The organism is Burkholderia sp. Bp9099 (genome assembly GCF_003857805.1).
Taxonomy (GTDB): Bacteria; Pseudomonadota; Gammaproteobacteria; order Burkholderiales; family Burkholderiaceae; genus Burkholderia.
In genome coordinates this window covers 210,532-231,048 of sequence record NZ_QTPU01000013.1, presented here as the reverse complement: position 1 = coordinate 231,048, position 20,517 = coordinate 210,532, and the positions used below count along the sequence as shown (strand labels likewise).

The 20,517-nt window shown below is 68.7% G+C and carries 17 protein-coding genes; 14 read left to right on the top strand and 3 right to left on the bottom strand.

Going from position 1 to position 20,517, the window contains the following annotated elements; genetic code table 11:
* Nucleotides 1–6 precede the first annotated feature (6 nt).
* Nucleotides 7–1,026, top strand: coding sequence for an L-arabinose ABC transporter permease AraH (araH, locus tag DIE17_RS17450; protein WP_044847378.1), 1,020 nt, complete (start codon nt 7–9; stop codon nt 1,024–1,026).
* A gap of 51 nt (nt 1,027–1,077) precedes the next feature.
* Entirely contained in the window at nt 1,078–1,980 is a 903-nt protein-coding gene (locus DIE17_RS17445) for an SMP-30/gluconolactonase/LRE family protein (RefSeq protein ID WP_124486004.1), read from the top strand.
* A 72-nt stretch (nt 1,981–2,052) separates the two neighbouring features.
* On the opposite strand, the gene DIE17_RS17440 is transcribed toward DIE17_RS17445, so the two are convergent.
* On the bottom strand, nt 2,053–2,943 hold the full coding sequence (locus tag DIE17_RS17440; protein WP_124486005.1) for an amidohydrolase family protein: 891 nt from the start codon (nt 2,941–2,943) through the stop codon (nt 2,053–2,055).
* A gap of 169 nt (nt 2,944–3,112) precedes the next feature.
* Here DIE17_RS17440 and DIE17_RS17435 point away from each other — a divergent pair, with 169 nt between their 5' ends.
* From DIE17_RS17435 to DIE17_RS17395, 9 genes are all read left to right on the top strand, one after another.
* The gene (locus DIE17_RS17435) at nt 3,113–3,940 is read left to right on the top strand and encodes a p-hydroxycinnamoyl CoA hydratase/lyase (RefSeq protein ID WP_021163522.1); all 828 of its coding nucleotides are present in this window, start codon (nt 3,113–3,115) and stop codon (nt 3,938–3,940) included.
* Nucleotides 3,941–3,983: 43 nt separating this feature from the next.
* Nucleotides 3,984–5,435, top strand: a complete 1,452-nt coding sequence (locus tag DIE17_RS17430) for an aldehyde dehydrogenase (protein ID WP_124520262.1) — start codon at nt 3,984–3,986, stop codon at nt 5,433–5,435.
* Nucleotides 5,436–5,536: 101 nt separating this feature from the next.
* Entirely contained in the window at nt 5,537–7,441 is a 1,905-nt protein-coding gene (locus tag DIE17_RS17425; RefSeq protein WP_124520261.1) for a feruloyl-CoA synthase, read from the top strand.
* A gap of 10 nt (nt 7,442–7,451) precedes the next feature.
* Nucleotides 7,452–9,203 carry an acyl-CoA dehydrogenase gene (locus DIE17_RS17420; protein WP_124486008.1) on the top strand — a complete coding sequence of 584 codons (1,752 nt, stop codon included), beginning with the start codon at nt 7,452–7,454 and terminating at the stop codon, nt 9,201–9,203.
* Nucleotides 9,204–9,325: 122 nt separating this feature from the next.
* Nucleotides 9,326–9,820 (top strand): MarR family winged helix-turn-helix transcriptional regulator, encoded by a 495-nt coding sequence (locus DIE17_RS17415; protein WP_027790251.1) that lies wholly within the window; start codon nt 9,326–9,328, stop codon nt 9,818–9,820.
* A gap of 273 nt (nt 9,821–10,093) precedes the next feature.
* Nucleotides 10,094–11,299 (top strand): 3-(3-hydroxy-phenyl)propionate transporter MhpT, encoded by a 1,206-nt coding sequence (gene mhpT, locus DIE17_RS17410; protein WP_124486009.1) that lies wholly within the window; start codon nt 10,094–10,096, stop codon nt 11,297–11,299.
* A gap of 67 nt (nt 11,300–11,366) precedes the next feature.
* A complete protein-coding gene (locus DIE17_RS17405; RefSeq protein ID WP_124520138.1) occupies nt 11,367–12,506 on the top strand; it encodes a porin in 1,140 nt (379 codons plus the stop codon).
* 28 nt (nt 12,507–12,534) lie between these two features.
* Entirely contained in the window at nt 12,535–14,259 is a 1,725-nt protein-coding gene (locus DIE17_RS17400) for a tannase/feruloyl esterase family alpha/beta hydrolase (RefSeq protein ID WP_124921185.1), read from the top strand.
* Between the two features lie 231 nt (nt 14,260–14,490).
* Entirely contained in the window at nt 14,491–15,108 is a 618-nt protein-coding gene (locus DIE17_RS17395) for a PolC-type DNA polymerase III (protein ID WP_124486012.1), read from the top strand.
* A 10-nt stretch (nt 15,109–15,118) separates the two neighbouring features.
* Here DIE17_RS17395 and DIE17_RS17390 read toward each other — a convergent pair whose 3' ends face one another.
* Entirely contained in the window at nt 15,119–15,595 is a 477-nt protein-coding gene (locus tag DIE17_RS17390; protein WP_124486013.1) for an Lrp/AsnC family transcriptional regulator, read from the bottom strand.
* Between the two features lie 181 nt (nt 15,596–15,776).
* Between DIE17_RS17390 and DIE17_RS17385 the strand changes: the two genes are divergently transcribed.
* Together DIE17_RS17385 and DIE17_RS17380 are read left to right on the top strand one after the other, a co-directional pair.
* Nucleotides 15,777–17,045, top strand: coding sequence for a diaminopropionate ammonia-lyase (locus DIE17_RS17385; protein WP_124921184.1), 1,269 nt, complete (start codon nt 15,777–15,779; stop codon nt 17,043–17,045).
* 38 nt (nt 17,046–17,083) lie between these two features.
* A complete protein-coding gene (locus tag DIE17_RS17380) occupies nt 17,084–18,268 on the top strand; it encodes a M20 aminoacylase family protein (protein WP_124520128.1) in 1,185 nt (394 codons plus the stop codon).
* A gap of 59 nt (nt 18,269–18,327) precedes the next feature.
* Here the strand turns inward: DIE17_RS17380 and DIE17_RS17375 are convergent, their stop codons facing one another.
* Entirely contained in the window at nt 18,328–19,041 is a 714-nt protein-coding gene (locus DIE17_RS17375) for a GntR family transcriptional regulator (protein ID WP_124486016.1), read from the bottom strand.
* Between the two features lie 172 nt (nt 19,042–19,213).
* On the opposite strand from DIE17_RS17375, the gene DIE17_RS17370 reads away from it, so the two are divergent.
* Nucleotides 19,214–20,512 carry an MFS transporter gene (locus DIE17_RS17370; RefSeq protein ID WP_124486017.1) on the top strand — a complete coding sequence of 433 codons (1,299 nt, stop codon included), beginning with the start codon at nt 19,214–19,216 and terminating at the stop codon, nt 20,510–20,512.
* Nucleotides 20,513–20,517 lie beyond the last annotated feature (5 nt).

The window sequence follows — 20,517 nt, the reverse complement described above, 5'->3', positions numbered from 1 at the left end:
AACGTTATGAGCCAGGCAATGCAACCCCAACGCACTTCCCCGTCCCCCGATGCCGCAGCCGCGCCCGCGCGAGCGCGCGGCGGCGTGTGGCAACTGATCAACCGCTCCGGCATCGTGATGGTGTTTCTCGTGCTGTTCGCGACGCTGTCGCTGACCGTGCCGGACTTCCTCACGCCGCGCAACATCCAGGGCCTGCTCCTGTCGGTCACGCTGATCGGCTCGATCGCGGTGACGATGATGTTCGTGCTCGCGCTCGGCGAAGTCGACCTGTCGGTCGCGTCGATCGTCGCGTTCTCGGGCGTCGTCGCGTCGACGCTGATCACCGCGACGCACAGCGTCGTGCTCGGCATCGCCGCCGGCGTGCTCGCGGGCGGTGCGGTCGGGCTCGTGAACGGCGTGCTGATCGCGCGCTGGCGGATCAACTCTCTGATCGTCACGCTCGCGATGATGGAAGTCGTGCGCGGGCTCGCGTTCATCACGTCGAACGGCGACGCGGTGATGATCTCCGAGGAGCGCTTCTTCGATCTCGGCGGCGGCTCGTTCCTCGGCATCTCGTATCCGATCTGGAGCAACATCGTCGGCTTCGTCGTGTTCGGCTTCCTGTTGCGCAAGACCGTGTTCGGCAAGAACGTGCTGGCGGTCGGCGGCAACGGCGAGGCCGCGCTGCTCGCGGGGCTGCCGGTGATGCGCATCAAGATCGCGGTGTTCGTGCTGCAGGGGCTCGTGACCGGCTTCGCCGGCGTGATGCTCGCGTCGCGGATGAGCCTCGGCGACCCGAAGACGTCGGTCGGCCTCGAGCTCGGCGTGATCTCCGCGTGCGTGCTCGGCGGCGTGTCGCTGACGGGCGGCGTCGCGACGATCTCCGGCGTGCTGGTCGGCGTGCTGATCATGGGCTCCGTGCAGGACGCGATGAGCCTCCTGAACGTGCCGACCTTTTACCAATATCTGATACGCGGCGGAATTCTGTTGCTCGCGGTGCTGTTCGACCAGTATCGTCGCAACCAGCGGCGCGCGATGAAGATCTGACCCTGACGAACGCGCGGCCGCCTGCGAATGCGAAAGACATCGGGAGACGGCATGCAACAGACTCATCCGGGCACGGCGGCGGCGCTGCTGGTCGACAGCCGCAACACGCTCGGCGAAGGCGCGACGTGGTGCGACGCGACGCACGCGCTGTACTGGACGGACATCGAAGGCGCGCGGCTGTGGCGCTGCCGCGCGGACGGCTCGGACCTCGCACAGTGGCCGATGCCCGAACGGCTCGCGTGCTTCGCGCTCACGCATGATCCCGACGTGCTGCTGGTCGGGCTTGCGACGCATCTCGCGTTCTTCGATCTGCGCAGCGGCGAATTCACGCGGATCGTCGACGTCGAATCCGACCTGCCGACGCGGCTGAACGACGGCCGCTGCGATCCGTTCGGCGCGTTCGTGTTCGGGATGAAGGACGAAGGCGGCGATCCGCCGCGCGCGGTCGGCGGCTTCTACCGGCTCAATCCGGACCTCACGCTCGAACGGCTTGCATTGCCGGCGGCCGCGATCGCGAACAGCATCGCGTTCTCGCCGGACGGCGCGAAGATGCATTTCTGCGATTCGATGGTGCGCGAGATTCTCGTCTGCGATTACCGCGCGGGCGGCGACGTGGCCAACGTGCGGCCGTTCGCGCGACTGACCGATGCCGACGGCGACCCGGACGGCTCGACGATGGATCGCGACGGCGGGCTGTGGAACGCGCAGTGGGGCGGCCGGCGGGTGGTGCGTTATGGGCCCGATGGCGTCGAGACGGATCGCGTGGCCGTGCCGACCGCGCAGCCCAGCTGCGTCGCAATCGACGGTGAAGGCCGCTTGTACGTGACGAGCGCGCGTGTCGGGTTGAGCGACGACGCGCTGGCGAGCGATGCCGATGCCGGCGGCGTGTTCGTCGCCCGGACGCGCTACGCGGGGTTGCCGACCGCGCGATTCGCGGGCAAGCCCGCGAACTGAGCGCGCCGGTGCGGGCGGCTGCGCGGTCGGTCGCGCCGCCGCGCGCTGCCGGCGCCGTCACGGCCGGACGGGTCACGACTGCTGCGCGGCCTGCAGCCCCAGCAACGCGACTGCGTTGTCTTTCAGAATCAGCGAATGCACGTCGGGCCGGAACCCGGCACCCTGAAAATCCTCGAGCCAGCGGTCCGGCCGGATCAGCGGAAAATCGGACGCGAACAGCACCTTGTGCCTGAGCAGCGTGCTCGCGTATTTCACCAGCTCCGGCGAGAAGTACTTCGGCGACCATCCCGACAGGTCGATGTAGACGTTCGGCTTGTGCAGCGCGATCGACAGCGCCTGCTCCTGCCACGGCCATGACGGGTGCGCGATCACGATCTTCATGTCCGGGAAGTCGGCCGCGACGTCGTCGAGGTGAATCGGTTCGGAATACTTCAGACGCAGCCCGCCGCCGCCGCGCATCCCCGATCCCATCCCCGAATGCCCGCTGTGGAATACGGCCGGCAACCCGTATTCCGCGATCACCTCGTAGATCGGATATGCGAGCCGGTCGTTCGGGAAGCATCCCTGCATCGTCGGGTGGAACTTGAAGCCCTTCACGCCATGCTCGTCGATCAGGCGGCGCGCCTCGCGCGCGCCGAAGCGGCCCTTGTGCGGGTCGATGCTCGCGAACGCGATCATCACGTCGGCGTTGTCCTGCGCGAATTGCGCGATTTCCTCGTTCGGAATGCGCCGCCGGCCGATGTTCGTCTCGCAGTCGACGGTGAACATCACGAAGCCGATCCGGCGCTCGCGGTAATACGCGATCGTCTCCGGAATGGTCGGCCGACGGCCCTGCTTCAGCACGGTGCCGAAGTACTTGTCGGCCGCGTCGTCGAATGCCTTCGCGAACAGGTCCGGCGGCTGGCAGCACGACACTTCGGCGTGCACGTGCGTGTCGATGGCGATCAGGTTGTCGATGTCCAAGCGTGTCTCCTCATGTCGTGATTCGTCGGCCGGCACGGCGCGAAATCGGCTGTCCGGGCTCGTTTAGGGGTTTGTCCGGAGCCGCTTCCATTCTACTTTACATATCAGGTTACCTGATAGTAAATTGGTCGCGAGTCGCACAGGGCGGCATCGTCATTGGAGAACGAAAATGGGTTACGAAGGGCGCTGGAAAACGGTGAAGGTCGAGGTCGAGGGCGGGATCGCATGGGTGACGCTGAACCGTCCGGACAAGCGCAACGCGATGAGCCCGACGCTGAACGCGGAGATGATCGACGTGCTGGAGGCGATCGAACTCGATGCCGAGGCGCAGGTGCTCGTGCTGACCGGCGAGGGCGACGCCTGGACGGCCGGGATGGACCTGAAGGAGTATTTCCGCGAAGTCGACGCGGGCCCGGAAATCCTGCAGGAAAAGATTCGCCGCGACGCGAGCCGCTGGCAGTGGCAATTGCTGCGCATGTATGCGAAGCCGACGATCGCGATGGTCAACGGCTGGTGCTTCGGTGGCGGCTTCTCGCCGCTCGTCGCGTGCGACCTCGCGATCGCGGCCGACGAAGCGGTGTTCGGCCTGTCGGAAATCAACTGGGGCATCCCGCCGGGCAACCTCGTCAGCAAGGCGATGGCCGACACCGTGGGACATCGCCAGGCGCTCTACTACATCATGACCGGCGACACCTTCACCGGCCCGCAGGCCGCGCAGATGGGGCTCGTCAACAAGAGCGTGCCGCGCGCGCAGCTGCGCGACGAGGTGCGCGCGCTGGCCGCGAAGCTGCTCGACAAGAACCCGGTCGTGATCCGTAACGCGAAGCACGGCTTCAAGCGTTGCCGCGAACTGACCTGGGAGCAGAACGAGGACTACCTGTACGCGAAGCTCGATCAGGCGAACTACCGCGATCCGGAAGGCGGGCGCGAGCAGGGCCTCAAGCAGTTCCTCGACGACAAGAGCATCAAGCCGGGCCTGCAGGCGTACAAGCGCTGACGCGCGCCGCCGCACGCAACCGGATCCGAGTGGAGACACGGAAATGCACGAAGTGAGTTTGTTGATCGACGGCGTGTCGCGCGGCGCGTCGGACGGCGGGACCTTCGACCGGATCGATCCGGCGACGGGACAGGTGGCGTCGCGCGCCGCCGCGGCGACGCTTGCCGACGCGGACGCCGCGGTCGCGGCAGCGGCGCGCGCATTCCCCGCGTGGGCCGCGCTCGCGCCGACCGAGCGCCGTCGGCGGCTGCTCGCGGCGGCCGACCGGATGGACGCGCGCGCGGGCGAATTCATCGAAACCGGCCGCGCGGAAACCGGTGCGATGGCGAACTGGTACGGCTTCAACGTGATGCTCGCGGCGAACATGCTGCGCGAGGCGGCCGCGATGACCACGCAGATCGACGGCGCGGTGATCCCGTCGGACGTGCCCGGCAGCCTCGCGATGGCCGTGCGCCAGCCGTGCGGTGTCGTGCTCGGGATCGCGCCGTGGAATGCGCCGGTGATTCTCGCGACCCGTGCGCTCGCGATGCCGCTCGCATGCGGCAACACGGTGGTGCTGAAGGCGTCCGAGGGTTGCCCGGGCGTGCACCGGCTGATCGGCAGCGTGCTGCACGACGCAGGGCTCGGCGACGGCGTGGTCAACGTGATCACGCATGCGCCGCAGGATGCGCCGGCGATCGTCGAGCGGCTGATCGCGAACCCGGCGGTGCGCCGCGTGAACTTCACCGGTTCGACACGCGTCGGCCGCATCGTCGCGACGCTCGCCGCGCAGCACCTGAAGCCGGCGCTGCTTGAACTCGGCGGCAAGGCGCCGGTGCTCGTGCTCGACGACGCCGATCTCGACGCGGCGGTCGAGGCAGTCGCATTCGGCGCGTTCTTCAACCAGGGGCAGATCTGCATGTCGACCGAGCGCGTGATCGTCGATCGCAAGGTCGCCGATGCGTTCGTCGAACGTCTCGTCGCGAAGGCACGCACGCTGAAGGCCGGCAACCCGGCCGCGCCGGGCGCCGTGCTGGGCACGCTCGAAAGCGCGGCCGCCGCGCAGCGGATCGCGGCGATGGTGGACGACGCGCGCGAGCACGGCGCCGCGCTGCCGCTCGGCTGTGAAGTCAGCGGCGCGGTGATGCAGCCGACGATCGTCGACGGTGTCACGCGCGACATGCAGCTGTATGCGGACGAATCGTTCGGGCCGGTGGTGACCGTGCAGCGCGTCGACGGCGACGCCGCCGCGCTCGCGGCCGCGAACGACAGCGAGTACGGGCTGTCGGCGGCGGTGTTCAGCCGCGATATCGCGCGCGCGATGCAGGTCGCGAAGCAGATCGAATCGGGCATCTGCCACATCAACGGGCCGACGGTGCACGACGAGGCGCAGATGCCGTTCGGCGGCATGAAGGCAAGCGGCTACGGCCGGTTCGGCAGCAAGGCGTCGATCGCCGAGTTTACCGACCTGCGCTGGATCACGGTCCAGACCACGCCGCGTCACTACCCGATCTGAGCAGTCCCGGGCGCCGCGGCGCCCCAGTTAAGACAACGACACAATGAAGTCTCCGCCCGGCGCGCGCACGCGCGCGGGGCGGAACCGACCGGAGACAGAACTTGGATGCGGATCCGACCCAACTGCGCGACGCGGCTGCCGCACAGCGCGTTCCCGCCGGCTATCGCCCCGTGGCGATCGGCACGGCGCCGCCGGAGATCGTGCAACGTGACGGCTGCTGGACCTTGCGCGCGACGACCCCGCTCGGCGCGTACCCGCACCGGCTGACCGACCGGCTCGCGAGCGGCGCGCGCGCGCATCCGGACCGCTGGCTGGTCGCGCGGCGCGGGCCCGACGGTACGTGGATCGGCATCACGTATGCGCAGATGCTCGAGCGCGCCCGCGCGATCGGCCAGGCGCTGCTCGATCGCGGGCTGTCGGCCGAGCGGCCCGTCGCGATCCTCTCGGGCAACGACCTCGAACATCTGCAACTCGCGTTCGGCGCGATGTGGGCCGGCATTCCGCATGCGCCGCTGTCGCCCGCGTATTCGCTCGTGTCGAGCGATTACGGCAAGCTGCGCCACGCGCTCGCCCTGCTCACGCCGGGGCTGGTCTTCGCGTCGGACGGCGCGGCGTTTCGTGCCGCGCTCGACGCGTCGGTGCCGCCTGATGTCGAGCGCGTGGTCGTGTCGGCACCCGACGGGATGGACGGCGTCACGCGTTTCTCGTCGCTGCTCGACACGACACCGGGCAGCGTCGATGCCGCGCACGATGCGATCACCGGCGACACGATCGCGAAATTCCTGTTCACGTCGGGATCGACACGGCTGCCCAAGGCGGTGCCGACCACGCACCGGATGCTGTGCAGCAACCAGCAGATGCTGCTCGAGACGTTTCCGCAGTTCGGTCTGGAGCCGCCGGTGCTGGTCGACTGGCTGCCGTGGAATCACACGTTCGGCGGCAGCCATAACGTCGGCATCGCGCTGTACAACGGCGGCACGCTGTACATCGACGACGGCAAGCCGGTCGCCGGCAAGTTCGGCGAGACGCTGCGCAACCTGCGCGAGATCGCGCCCACCGTGTATTTCAACGTGCCGAAGGGCTGGGAAGAGCTGACCGCGGCGCTCGAAACGGATGCCGCGCTGCGCGAAACCTTCTTCTCGCGCGTGAGGATGTATTTCTTCGCGGGCGCCGGACTGTCGCAGGCCGCGTGGGACCGGCTCGAGCGCGTGACGCTCGCGCACTGCGGCGAGCGCATCCGGATCATGGCGGGCCTCGGGATGACCGAGGCCGCGCCATCGTGCATGTTTACCACCGGGCCGGTGTCGGGGGCCGGCTACATCGGCCTGCCCGCGCCCGGCTGCGACGCGAAGCTGGTGCCGGTCGACGGCAAGCTCGAGGCGCGCTTTCGCGGGCCGAACGTGATGGCCGGTTATTGGCGCGCGAGCGGCGACGACGCGCGCGAGGTATTCGACGAGGAGGGCTACTACCGCAGCGGCGATGCAGTGCGTTTCGTCGATCCCGCGCGGCCGGAGATCGGCTTGATGTTCGACGGGCGCATCGCGGAGGATTTCAAGCTATCGTCCGGTACCTTCGTGAGCGTCGGGCCCATGCGCGCGCGGATCGTATCGAACGGCGCGCCGTACGTGCAGGACGCGGTCGTCACGGGGATGAACCGCGACGACGTCGGCGTGATGATCTTCCCGCGCGTCGACGATTGCCGTCGCCTGGCCGGCGTGGCACCGGATGCCGACGTGCGCACCGTCCTGCAGGCGCCCGCGGTGCGGGCGTTCTTCGCGGACCTGCTCGAGCGCCTGAACCGCGATGCGACCGGCAGCGCGACGTTCGTCACGCGGCTGTGCGTGCTCGATACGCCGCCTTCGCTCGATCTCGGCGAAGTCACCGACAAGGGCTCGATCAACCAGCGTGCGGTACTCATGCACCGTGCGGCAGTGGTCGACGCGATGTACGAACCGGGCGCGGCCGACACGGGCGTGATCGTCGCCGGCACGGCGCGCCGGGCATGAGGTGCGCGCGATGAGCAACGCGTATTGCGCGCCATTGCGCGACATGCTGTTCGTGATCGGCGAATGGCTCGATGCGCCGGCGCTGTGGCGCCGCGTGCCCGACTGGGCGGAGCTCGACCTGTCGACTGCCGGGCAAGTGCTCGACGAAGCCGCCCGCTTCGTGGTCGAACGCATCGCGCCGCTCGATTCGACCGGCGATCTCGAGGGCTGCCGGTTCGACGGTGCCGGAGTGACGATGCCGGCGGGCTTTCGCGATGCGTACCGCGACTACGTCGACGCCGGCTGGCCGACGCTGGCGCTCGACGCCGATTGCGGCGGCCAGGGGCTGCCGCATCTGCTCGACGTCGCGCTGCAGGAGATGCTCGCGGGGGCGAACCACGCGTGGCTGATGTCGCCGGGGCTCACGCACGGCGCGGTGGCGTGCCTGCGCGCGCACGGCGGCGAGCGCCTGAAGCGCGACGTGCTGCCGAAGATCGCGAGCGGCGAGTGGCTGACGACGATGTGCATCACCGAGCCACAGGCGGGCAGCGATCTCGGCCTGCTGCGCACGCAGGCAGTGCCGGACCCGGCCGCCGACGGCTACCGAATCAGCGGCAGCAAGCTGTTCATCACCGGTGGCGAGCACGACCTGACCGACAATATCGTGCACCTCGTGCTCGCGCGCCTGCCCGATGCGCCGGCGGGAACGAAGGGGCTGTCGCTGTTCGTCGTGCCGAAGTGGCTCGACGCGCCGGGCGGCCGTGTGCGCAACGGCGTCTGGTGCGACGGCATCGAGAAGAAGATGGGGCTGAAGGCAAGCCCGACCTGCACGATGCGTTTCGACGCGGCCGCGGGCTGGCTCGTCGGCGAGCCGCATCGCGGGCTCGCATCGATGTTCGTGATGATGAACGCGGCGCGCCTGCAGGTCGCCATGCAGGGTGTCGGGCATGCGCAGAGCGCGTGGCAGGCCGCGTCGGCCTATGCGCGCGAACGCGTGCAGGGCAGGGCGGCGCCGATCGCGCAACATGCCGCGATCCGCCGCATCCTGCTCGATGCGCAGGCGATCGTCGAAGGCGAGCGCGCGATCGGCTACTGGATCGCGCACTGGCTCGACGTCGCCGCGCACGATCCGCAGCCGCCGGCACGGCTCGCGGCGTCGCGGCTGGCATCGTTGCTCACTCCGATTGCCAAGGCGTTCTTCACCGCGAACGGCTTCGCGGCCGCGTCGAACGCGCTGCAGGTATTCGGCGGCTACGGCTACGTTCACGAATACGGGATCGAACAGACGGTGCGCGATTGCCGCGTGTCGATGCTGTACGAAGGGACCAACGAGATCCAGGCGATCGATCTGCTCGTGCGCAAGGTGCTGGGGGATCGCGGCGAGGCGCTGCATGCGCTGCTCGAGTTGATTCGCGCGGAAGCCGCGCAGAGCGTCCAGGCGGCGGCGGACGAGCGGGCGAGGGACGCCGGGGCGCGCGTCGCCACGCTGTGCGCGGAGCTCGAGCGCGTGACGGGCGGCGTGATTCGCGCGAGCGAGCACGATCCGGATCTGCCCTACCGGGTCGCGGACGACTATCTCGCGCTGGTCGGCTGGCTGCTGCTCGCGTTCGCGTGGGCGCGCACGCTGCGCATCGTCGGCGATGCGCCGGGAGACGATTCGTTCCGTGCGGGCAAGCGCGCGGTCGGCACCTACTTCTTCGACTATCCGCTCGCGGCATTCGCACACCGGCTCGCGCTGGTGGACGCGGGCTGCCGCGCGGCGTTGCCGGCTGCCGCGGCATAAGGTTCGTCCGAGCCGGGCGTGGACGGCCCGGGGCGGCTCGCCGGCCGGCACGAGCCGCCGTGCGGGCCGATATACGGACCGCGTGAGGTAAGATGGCCCGCGATCCTCCTTCCGACACGTTCATGAGCTCGACACCCGTCAAACCGGCCGGCACGAAACGCACGGCCCGCGCCAGCGAAGCCAGGCCGCGCATGCGTTCGCAGCAGCGGCTTACCTACCTGATCGGCAATCTCGACCGGCTGCTGCGCCGCCAGATGAGCGATGCGCTCGCGCCGCTCGGTGTGACGCTCGCGCAGTACACGGCGCTGTCGGTGCTCGAGGCGCGCGGCGCGCTGTCCAATGCGCAACTCGCGGTGCGCTCGTTCATCACGCCGCAATCCGCGAACGAAGTGATGGTTGCGATGGCCGCCCGCGGCTTCGTGACGCGCGAGGCCGATCCCAGCCATGGCCGCGTGATCCTGCTGCGTCTGACCGACGAGGGCTCGGCAATCCTGCGCGAATGCGAGCAGGTGCTGCGGCCGCTCGAACGCCGGATGCTCGGCGACGACGTGAGCGCCGACGACGTCGCGCAGGTTCACCGCACGCTCGAACTGTTCGTGCGCAACCTGCGCGACTGAGCACGCCGCCGCGTCTTTCGTTCCGGTTCCGCCGGCCGCGCCGGGCCACGCCGCAGCGTGGCCCGGGTTGCGAACGGGTTGCGGGTTAACACCGCGCTCGCGACACTTGAAATATCAGGTTACCTGTTATTAAATCATCCCGTCCCTCGACGGGATTTTCTTTCGGGTTCTTAATCAGGTTACCTGATAAATTGACGAGACCCGATCACGATAAAGCAAGGACACCGCGCATACGTTCCGCGTATGCCGCGCGAGTCACGGTTAGGAGACGACATGGACACTTCCGTTGCCGCAAGGCCGGCCGTCGCGACGACGCTCGGCCTGTGTTTCGCGATCGCATTGCTCGAGGGGCTCGACCTGCAGTCGGTCGGCGTCGCGGCACCGCGCATGGCCCACGAATTCGGGCTCTCGGTTTCACAGATGGGGCTCGCGTTCAGCGCGGGCACGTTCGGCCTGCTGCCGGGCGCGATGCTCGGCGGCTGGCTGGCCGACCGGGTTGGCCGCAAGCACGTGCTGATCGCGTCGGTCTGCCTGTTCGGGCTGCTGTCGATCGCGACCGCGCAGGTGTCGAGCTTCGCGATGCTGGTCGCCGTTCGTGCGCTGACCGGCCTCGGCCTTGGCGGCGCGATGCCGAACCTCATTGCATTGTCGTCGGAAGCGGTCGACGCACGCTCGCGCAGCAGCGCGGTGGCCGTGATGTACTGCGGGATTCCGTTCGGCGGCGTGATCGCGTCGCTGATCGGCGTGCTGCTCGCGGGCGACACCGAATGGCGGCACATTTTCTATGTCGGGGGTGTCGGCCCGCTGCTGCTCGCGCCGCTGCTGCTCGCACTGCTGCCCGAATCGCGTGCGTTCCTCGACGTCAGCGCATCGGGCGCGGCGCGCCCCAGCGTCGGACAGACGCTGTTCGGCGGCTCGCGCACCGGCACGACACTGGCGTTGTGGCTCAGCTACTTCTGCACGCTGATCGTGCTGTATTTCCTGCTGAACTGGCTGCCGTCGCTGATGGCCGCGAAGGGGCTCGCTCGCAGCCAGGCCGGTATCGTGCAGATCTTCTTCAACATCGGCAGCGGCCTCGGCGTGCTCGGCATCGGCATGTCGATGGACCGCTTGCGTCCATCGCGCGTGGTCGGTGGCATGTACGCGGGGATCGTGCTGTCGCTTGCCGCGCTGGCGATCGCACCTGGACTCCTGTGGCTGTCCGCCGCCGCGTTCGCGGCCGGGATGTTCGTCGTCGGCGGCCAGTCGGTGCTGTATGCGCTGGCCGCGATCTATTACCCGACCGCGATGCGCGGCACCGGCGTCGGCTCCGCCGTTGCCGTCGGCCGCCTCGGCTCGGTGGTCGGGCCGCTCGCCGCCGCCGAACTGCTCGCAATGGGCCGCAGCGCGTCGGTCGTGATCGGCGCGAGCATTCCCGTCACGCTCGTCGCCGCCGTCGCTGCGCTGGTGCTGATCCGGCGCCCGCAGGCGCACGACTGATTTCTTCCCATTTCAACCACGAGCGCCGGTAGAGCGCGATTACGACACAGGTCTGGAGACGAACACCATGAAGCACACCAAAGCCTTGCTGGCGGCCGGCGCATGCGCGCTCGCCGCGACCGGCGCGCACGCGCAGTCGAGCGTGACGCTGTACGGGATCATCGATACGGGAGTCGAGTTCGTGTCGCACGCGAACGCGGCCGGCGACCACGTCGTGCGCATGCCGGGCGTGACGGGCGAGCTGCCGTCGCGCTGGGGCCTGCGCGGCACCGAGGATCTCGGCGGCGGCTACCAGGCGGTATTCACGCTCGAAAGCGGCTTCAACGTGCGCGGCGGCGATCTCGGCCAGGGCGGCCGGCTGTTCGGGCGGCAGGCGTTCGTCGGGCTGAAGAGCGGCTTCGGCACGCTCGCGTTCGGCCGCCAGTACACGATGACCTATCTCGCGCTGCAGGGCGCGGACATCATCGGCCCCGACATCTACGGGCTCGGCTCGTTCGACGCATACGTGCCTAACGGCCGCGCCGACAACGCGGTGACCTACGTCGGCACCTATCGCGGCGTGACGCTCGGCGCCGCGTATTCGTTCGGCCGCGACGGCGCGGGCACCGGCAACTCGCCGGGGCAGGGCACCTGCGCGGGGCAGGTGCCGGGCGATGCCGTCCAGTGCCGCAACTGGTCGGTGATGCTCAAGTACGACAGCGCGTATTTCGGTGCGGCGGCGTCGTACGAGGAGCAGCGCGGCGGCACCGGCGCGGCCGCGAACTTCTTCGACGGCGTCGCGCCGGTCGCCTTTACCAGCAGCGGCGGCAAGGACGCGCGCACGCACGTGAGCGCGTATGCGCAGGCGGCGGGCGCGCGGATCGGCGCGGGCTGGATCGGGCGGCGCGTGTCGACCGGTTCGCCGGCCGCGCCGGGCGCGCATTCGGACCTGTTCTTCCTTGGCGCGTCGTATGCGGTGAAGCCCGATTTCGTCGTCGACGGCGAAGGCTACCGGATCGTCAACAGCGCGCACGACACGCGCGCGACGATGGCCACGCTGCGCGCGACCTATCTGCTGAGCAAGCGCACGGCCGTCTACGCACAGTCGTCGTATCTGTGGAACAGCGCGCATGCACGCTACGCGGTCAGCGGCGGCGGGCCCGGCACGACGCCCGGCGCAGGGATGGGGCAGCTCGGCGCGATGGTCGGCGTGCGGCACATGTTCTGATCCGGCAGCCAGACGAACGGGAGCTATCTTGAACAGGAAATCTGCATTCCTCTGTATTGCGCCGCTGTCCGCGGCGGCCATGCTCGCCGGCTGCGGCGGCGACGATTCGGTCAGCGCCACGCCGACGCACCTGAGCGCCGCGACGCCGGCCGCGATGGCGCAGACGTGCGACGCGCTCGCCGCGAAGCTCGCGTATGCGAACACGTCGTTCACGTCGGTGACGACCGCGGCCGCCGGCGCGCTGACGGTGGCCGGCAAGCCGATCGCCGAGCACTGCGTGATCGACGGGAAGATGAACGAGCGCGTGAGCGCGGTGGACGGCAAGACTTACGCGATCGGCTTCGAGATGCGCTTGCCGAAAGCGTGGAACGGCCGCTTCTTCTACCAGGCGAACGGCGGGCTCGACGGCAACGTCGTGACCGCGACCGGCGAAATCGGCGGCGGCGGCCCGCTGACCGACGCGCTGAACCAGGGCTTCGCGGTGATCAGTTCGGATTCCGGGCACAGCGCCGCGCAGAACCCGCTGTTCGGCCTCGATCCGCAGGCGCGCATCGATTACGGCTACGGCGCGGTCGACGCGCTCACGCCGATGGCGAAGCAGGTGATCCGGCTCGCATACGGGAAGACGCCCGACCGCAGCTATTTCGGCGGCTGCTCGAACGGCGGCCGGCACGCGATGGTCACGGCCGTGCGCAACGCGGGCGACTACGACGGGATCATCGCGGGCGATCCGGGCTTCCATCTGCCGAAGGCGGCGATCGGCGAGATGTACGGCGCGCAGCAGTTCGCGAAGATCGCGTCGGCGACCGGGACGAACGGGCTGCCCGACATCCGCAGCGGCTTCACCGATGCGGAGCGCCGGTTCGTCGGCGCGACGATTCTCGACAAGTGCGATGCGCTCGATGGCGTGGCCGACGGGATGGTGCAGGACGTCGCCGCGTGCCAGGCGCATTTCAGCGTCGAGACGGACATCCCGACCTGCGCGAACGGCACGCGCACCGGCGCGTGCCTCACGACCGCGCAGAAGAGCGCGCTCGAGAACGTGTTCGCGGGCGCGCGCAACAGCGCGGGCACGGCGCTCTATGCGAGCTTTCCGTACGATCCGGGCATGGCCAGCGGCGGCTGGGCCGCGTGGAAGCAGTCGAATTCGGTCACGCTTGACCCGGCCGCGATGGCATTCACGTTCATGACGCCGCCGAAAACCGCCGCGACGCTCGCGAATCTCACCGGCTTCGCGCTCGGCTTCGACATGGACAACGACGCGCCGGCGATCTTCGCGACGAACGGCGTGTACACGCAATCGTCGTGGTCGTTCATGACGCCGCCTGACGAGACCAACCTGTCCGCGCTGAAATCGCGCGGCGCGAAGCTGCTCGTCTATCACGGCACCGGTGACCCGGTGTTCTCGTTCAACGACACGAGCGACTGGTACGGGCGGCTCGCGCAGGCGAACGGCGGCGACGCGTCGGGCTTCGCGCGCTTCTATCCGGTGCCGGGCATGAACCACTGCTCGGGCGGGCCGGCGGCCGACCAGTTCGACATGCTGACGCCGCTCGTCGCGTGGGTCGAGCAGGGGCAGGCGCCGGCGGCGATCGTCGCCACGGCGCGCGACACGACGAACGCGGTGCCGAACGCGGACGTGCCGACGTCGTGGGGCGCGGGACGCACGCGGCCGCTGTGTCCGTATCCGCAGGTCGCGCGCTACAACGGCTCGGGCGACGTGAATTCGGGGGCGAGCTTCAGTTGTCGATGATGTAGGGAAGGGGGATGTACCGACGCGCGGAAGCTTCGGTACATTCGCCGCCGTTCGGCGGCGGATGGCGCGAGCGTCCCGGTCCGTCCGGATGGAAACGGCGGTGCGCCGCGCATGACGATCGAGTTTGCCGCCCGACGCGGCATCCGGGGATACACTGTGGCGCTTTCGCGTCGGCGAGACACGTCCCGGCCGACGTGCGCCGCCAGCTATCCTTCCTCCGATTCGACCATGCAAACCGTAGCGGTACTCGACTTCGAAACAACCGGGCTGTCTCCGAACATGGGCGACAGGGCGACCGAGATCGCCGTGATCCTGCTGCGCGACGGCCAGATCGTCGACCGCTACCAGAGCCTCATGAACGCCGGCCGCCGCATTCCGTCCGACGTCGTCGCGCTCACGGGGATCACGAACGACATGATCGCGTCGGCGCCGCCGGTGGCGAAGGTCATGAAGGAAGCCGCCGCGTTCGTCGGCAGCCATCCCGTCGTCGCGCACAACGCCGGCTTCGACAAGCGGTTCTGGCAGGCCGAACTCGGCATGCTCGGCATGGCGGCCGAGCATGCGTTCGCATGCACGATGCTCGTCGCGCGGCGCCTCTACCCGCACGCGCAAAGTCACCGGCTGTCGAACCTCGCGACCATGCTGCGCTTGCCGCAGACGGGCCGTGCCCACCGCGCGATGGTCGACGCGGAGATCGCGAGCCATCTGTGGTGCCGGATGCAGCGCGACATCGGCGAGACTTACGGGTTGCGGCAGGTCGATCACGGGCTGATGTCGCGATTGCAGACGACGAGCAAGGCGAAGGTCGCGACGTTTTTCGGTTCATTGGCTGCCGACAGGCGCTGACGTTCGAGCGTCACTCGCCGGGATCCATCGGCACCTCGAGCCCGACCTTCACGCGGCTCATGCTCACGAGCGTCTTGAAGCGCTTCACGTTGTTGTTCGCGAAGAACAGCTCGCGCGTGAGCGCGTTGTACTGATCCATGTTGCGCACGGCGAGGATCAGCACGAAATCCCATTCCCCGGTCACGTAGTAGCACTGCTGGATCTGCGGGCAGCGCTCGAAGGTCCGCTTCATCGCGTCGAGCTGGTCGATCTGCTCGCGCTCGACTTCGACGTTCACGACGATCGTCAGCGGATGATCGACCTTCTCCGGCGCGACGACCGCCGTGTAGCGCTCGATCACGCCGTCTTCCGCGAGCCGCCGCAGGCGGCGGTTCACGGCGGCGGTCGACAGGTTCACGCGGGCGCCGAGTTCGGTCTGCGGCGTGTTCGCGTCGCGCTGGACTTCCATCAGCAGCTTGCGATCGAACGCATCGAGTGGGGTGGGCATGATGGTGCGGCAGCCTCGAAAGAATGAGAAATTTTTGCGTCCGGAGCGCCGATTTGGCGATTTTATTGACCGGGATGCGCAATATTATTTTTCGGACCGACGGCGTGCGCAACCCGTATGCGCCCGCACCGCATTCACCGCCGGGCCGCCCGCGCGGCCAATTTCCGGAGCCCTTCCAGCCATGCTGATCGCCAATCCCCGCGCGTCGCGCACCGACTATCCCGACACGCTGCGCCGCATCATGAACATCGCCGCGGCCGACGAGAGCGGCGCGTGGCTCGCGCACTGGCCGCTCGTCGGCGCGGCCCGCACGCCGTTGCGCGCGCTGCCCGATCTGGCCGCGCGGCTCGGCGTCGCGAGCGTCAGCGTGAAGGACGAAGCGTGCCGTTCGCCGCTCGGCAGCTTCAAGGCGCTCGGCGCGCCGATCGCGCTGATGCGGCTCGTGAAGCGGTTGCGGCGCAACGAGGCGCTCGATCCGCAGGGGCTCGTCACGGGCCGCTATGCGGCGTCGCTGGCCGACCTGACGGTGATCAGCGCAACCGACGGCAATCACGGCCGCGCGCTGGCCGCCGCCGCGCGCGCGATCGGCTGCCACTGCGTGATCGTACTGCACGCGCACGTCGACGCGGAGCGCGAGCATGCGATCGCCGCGCATGGCGCACGGATCGTGCGGATCGCCGGCAACTACGACGAATCGGTCGTGCACGCCGCGCAGCTCGCGGACGCGAACGGCTGGCACGTGGTGTCGGATACGTCGTACGACGGCTACGAGGCGATTCCGCGCGACGTGATGCAGGGCTACGGCGTGATCGCGGCCGAGGCGCTCGCGCAGGCGGCGGCAGAGGGCAACCTCGGCGATGGCGATGGCAGCGGCGATAACCGGCCGTTCACGCACGTGTTCCTGCAGGGCGGCGTCGGCGGCCTTGCGGCCGGTGTCGCGAGCTATCTGTGGGAGCATGCCGGCGCACGGCGGCCGCATTTCATCGTCGTCGAGCCGCGCCAGGCCGATTGCCTGTACCAGAGCGCGCTCGCCGGGCGCGCGACGAAGGCGACCGGCAGCGTCGACTCGGTGATGGCGGGGCTCGCGTGCGGCGAGGCGTCGCCGCTCGCATGGGACTTTCTCGAGCCGGGCATCGATCACTTCATGCTGATCGACGACGACGACGCGGTGCAGGCGATGCGCGCGCTGGCCGCCGGCAGCGAACGTGACGTGCCGTTCGTGTCCGGCGAGTCGGGCGCGGCGGGCATCGCGGGGCTGACCGTGCTGATGCGCGATCCGGCGCTGGCGCGGCAGGCGGGGCTCGATGCGAACGCGCGCGTGCTGGCGATCAACACGGAAGGCGCGACCGCGCCGAGCGTCTACCGGCGGTGTGTCGGCGAGACGGCCGACGCGGTGCTGGCGCGCCAGCGCGACTGGCTGACGCGGACCCGCGCGGCCGCGGAAGCCTGAGCGACCCGAACGACCTGACGACCGACGAGGCAAGCACGATGGACGCACTGGACGCAACGGCAGGAAGCACGCTGCAGGGCCGGCTGAAAACCTGGCGCCGGCATCTGCACCAGCACCCGGAGACGGGTTTCGAGGAAGTAAACACGTCGGACTACGTCGCGCGGATCCTGACGACACTCGGGCTCGACGTGCAGCGCGGGATCGGCGGCACGGGGCTGGTCGCGAACCTGACGGCCGGCACCGGCACGCGCGCGATCGGCATCCGCGCGGACATGGACGCGCTGAACATCGCCGAGCACGCGCCGGGCCGCGAACATGCGTCGCGCACGCCGGGCAAGATGCACGCGTGCGGGCACGACGGCCACATGTCGATGGTGCTCGGCGCCGCGCAACTGCTGGCCGAGCGCAAGGACTTCGACGGCACCGTGCGCTTCATCTTCCAGCCGGCCGAGGAACATGGCCGCGGCGCGAAGGCGATGATGGCCGACGGGCTGTTCGAGCGCTTCCCGGTCGACGCGATCTTCGGCGCGCACAACATGCCGGGCATGCGCGCCGGCACGTTCGCGACGCGCGCGGGCGGCATCATGGCGAGCGAGGACAACTTCGTGATCCGGATCGACGGGCGCGGCACGCATGCGGCGCGCCCGCACATGGGCATCGATCCGATCGTGATCGGCTCGCAGATCGTGCTCGCGCTGCAGACGATCGTGTCGCGCAATCTCGATCCGGGCCTGCAGGCGGTGATCTCGTGCACCGAGTTCATCACCGACGGGCTGCGCAACGTGCTGCCGTCGACGGTGACGATCAAGGGCGACACGCGTAGCTATGCGCGCGACGTGCAAACGCTGCTCGAAACGCGGATGCGCGAGATCAGCGAAGGGATCTGCCGCGCGCACGGTGCGACCTGCACGTTCGAATACACGCACGAGTTCGCGCCGACGGTGAATTCCCCGGAATGGGTCGACACGGCCGTCGAGGCCGCGGCGCACGTCGCGGGCGCCGACGCGGTGAACGCCGACGTGCAGCCGATGATGATCTCGGAGGACTTCGGCGCGTTCCTGCAGGCGGTGCCGGGCAACTTCGTGTTCATCGGCAACGGCGAAGCGGCCGAGCGCGGCGGGGTGCCGCTGCACAACGCGGCGTACGATTTCAACGACGAGATTCTGCCGGTCGGCGCGCGGTATTTCGCGGAGGTGGCGCGACGGGCGTTGAAGGCGGCGTAGCAGGCCGTCGGCGGTCTGTTCGCAGGGCCCCGCTACGCGTTCGGTTCGCCGGCAGGCCGTTACGCTTCGGCCGCCCGCTTGGCCGACACGTCGGCCGTGCCGGTGCGATCGAGGATCGCCAGCACTTCGCGCGCGGTGTTCTCCGAATGGCTGCGCAGCACCTGCGGCAGCCGTGCGTGGTCGGGATCGGCGAGCGCAGCCATGATCGCTTCGTGCTCGTGCAGCGATTCGGCCCAGCGCAGCGTGTCCGCGTTCGCGGCGCCGCGCGCGCGGTGCACCTTCGACATCAGCGACGCATAAATGCCCGACAGCACCGGGTTGCCGGCCGCGTCGATGATCATCTGATGAATCTGCTGGTTCAGCCGGAAATACTCGACCCGCTTGCCGGCCTCGTGACACTCGACCATCCGCCGGTGCTTCGCCTGCAGCGAGGCGAGCGTCGACGTGCCGATCCGCTTGCGCAGCAATTCGCCCGCCATTGCCTCGAGCCCGTGCAGCAACTCGAACGTCGACACGAGATCGTCGATGTCGATCGACGCGACGCGATAGCCGATGTACTGGCGATGCGTGACGGCGCCTTCCGCGACGAGCACCTTCAGCGCTTCGCGCAGCGGCGTCTTCGACACGTCGAACGCGAGGCTCAGTTCCTTTTCGTCGATCCGCGCGCCGGGCGGCAGTTCGCCCTCGTCGATCATCACGCGCAGGCGCGCGGCGATCTCCGCGGCCATGCCGCGCGTGCGCAGAAGCAGGGGATTGCGGGGTGTCTGGCTCATGATGGCGCAAGCTTATCACGATATCGGGGCTTACCCTGCACCACGATAGTGATAAAACAAATTCAATGAAACCAAGCGTTTACGCTAACGGTAATTATAAATTTCTAATCCTATACTCGGCTCAACGTTGCGCGACGTCCTGACCATCCTCGTTCATCCCTGGAGTCCGTCCATGTCTTCAACCTCCGGTGTCGCCGCCCTGACGGTCGGCAAGTCCGCCGTCCGCTGGAAGATATTCGTCGTCATGCTGAGCCTCATCGCGATCAACTACGTCGATCGCGCGTCGCTGTCCGTCGCCATGCCTTACATCTCGCAGGAGTTCAAGATCGGGCCGGCGATGGAGGGCCTGATCCTCAGCTCGTTCTTCTGGACCTATGCGGTGATGCAGATCCCGGGCGGGATGCTGGCAGACCGGTTCAAGCCGCGCATCGTGATCGCGACGGCGACCGTGTTCTGGGGCTTCTTCCAGGCGATCGCCGCGCTGTGCACGAACGCGCCGTCGCTGCTGCTCACGCGCCTCGGCCTCGGCGCATCCGAAGCGCCGATCTATCCGGCCGGCGGCAAGCTCAACGCGATCTGGATGACGCAGACCGAGCGCGGCCGCGGCGCCACGCTGCTCGACGGCGGCGCGCCGCTCGGCGCGGCCTTGGGCGCGGTGCTGATCGCCGGCCTGATCGCGCTGCTCGGCTCGTGGCGGCTCGCGTTCGCGGTGGCCGGCGTCGGCACCGTGCTGGCCGGTTTCCTCGCGTGGTACTACATCCGCAACACGCCGCGCGAGCATCCGGGCGTCAACGATCTCGAGGCCGACTACATCGAGGCGTCGCACGCGAGCGACCTCGCGGCCGAGCCGGCCGGTGCATCGGGGCGCTCGCGCGACTTCTTCAAATACCGCTCGGTGTGGTGCATGTTCTTCGGCTGGATGTGCTTCAACAGCGTGTTCTACGGGCTGCTCACGTGGATGCCGAACTACCTGCACAAGGTGCACGGCTTCGACATCAAGCAGATGGGCGGGTCGACCTTCATCATCTTTTTCTGCGGCTTCGTCGGCGAGCTGCTCGGCGGCTGGATCGCCGACAAGTGGAAAGCCGCGGGCGGGCGTCCGAACGTCGTGATGCGCACGCTGTTCGGCATCGCCGCGGTGATCGCGACCGTGTCGATCTTTTCCGTCGCCTACGTGAAGAGCCCGGTCGTGTGCGTCGCGCTGCTGTCGACGACGCTGTTCTTCCTGCGCTGGTGCGGGCTGTACTGGTGCATCCCGTCGTCGCTCGGCACACGCAACAAGATCGGCTTCCTCGGCGGCCTCATGAACCTCGGCGGCAACATCGGCGGCATCACCGTGCCGATCCTCGTCGGCGCGATCGTGCAGTTCACCGGTTCCTACTTCCTTGCGCTGATGGTGTTCGCGGCGGCCGGCGTCGGCCTGTTCGTGTGCTCCAGCGCGATCGACTACGAAAACAAGCTCCCCGTCTGACCGCC

Coding starts and splice junctions, on each gene's coding strand:
- DIE17_RS17385 (WP_124921184.1), top strand. CDS start 15,777: ATGCTGATCGCCAATCCCCGCGCGTCGCGCACCGACTATCCCGACACG.
- DIE17_RS17380 (WP_124520128.1), top strand. CDS start 17,084: ATGGACGCACTGGACGCAACGGCAGGAAGCACGCTGCAGGGCCGGCTG.
- DIE17_RS17370 (WP_124486017.1), top strand. CDS start 19,214: ATGTCTTCAACCTCCGGTGTCGCCGCCCTGACGGTCGGCAAGTCCGCC.
- mhpT (WP_124486009.1), top strand. CDS start 10,094: ATGGACACTTCCGTTGCCGCAAGGCCGGCCGTCGCGACGACGCTCGGC.
- DIE17_RS17375 (WP_124486016.1), bottom strand. CDS start 19,041: ATGAGCCAGACACCCCGCAATCCCCTGCTTCTGCGCACGCGCGGCATG.
- DIE17_RS17430 (WP_124520262.1), top strand. CDS start 3,984: ATGCACGAAGTGAGTTTGTTGATCGACGGCGTGTCGCGCGGCGCGTCG.
- DIE17_RS17415 (WP_027790251.1), top strand. CDS start 9,326: ATGAGCTCGACACCCGTCAAACCGGCCGGCACGAAACGCACGGCCCGC.
- DIE17_RS17435 (WP_021163522.1), top strand. CDS start 3,113: ATGGGTTACGAAGGGCGCTGGAAAACGGTGAAGGTCGAGGTCGAGGGC.
- DIE17_RS17395 (WP_124486012.1), top strand. CDS start 14,491: ATGCAAACCGTAGCGGTACTCGACTTCGAAACAACCGGGCTGTCTCCG.
- DIE17_RS17405 (WP_124520138.1), top strand. CDS start 11,367: ATGAAGCACACCAAAGCCTTGCTGGCGGCCGGCGCATGCGCGCTCGCC.
- DIE17_RS17445 (WP_124486004.1), top strand. CDS start 1,078: ATGCAACAGACTCATCCGGGCACGGCGGCGGCGCTGCTGGTCGACAGC.
- DIE17_RS17420 (WP_124486008.1), top strand. CDS start 7,452: ATGAGCAACGCGTATTGCGCGCCATTGCGCGACATGCTGTTCGTGATC.
- DIE17_RS17390 (WP_124486013.1), bottom strand. CDS start 15,595: ATGCCCACCCCACTCGATGCGTTCGATCGCAAGCTGCTGATGGAAGTC.
- araH (WP_044847378.1), top strand. CDS start 7: ATGAGCCAGGCAATGCAACCCCAACGCACTTCCCCGTCCCCCGATGCC.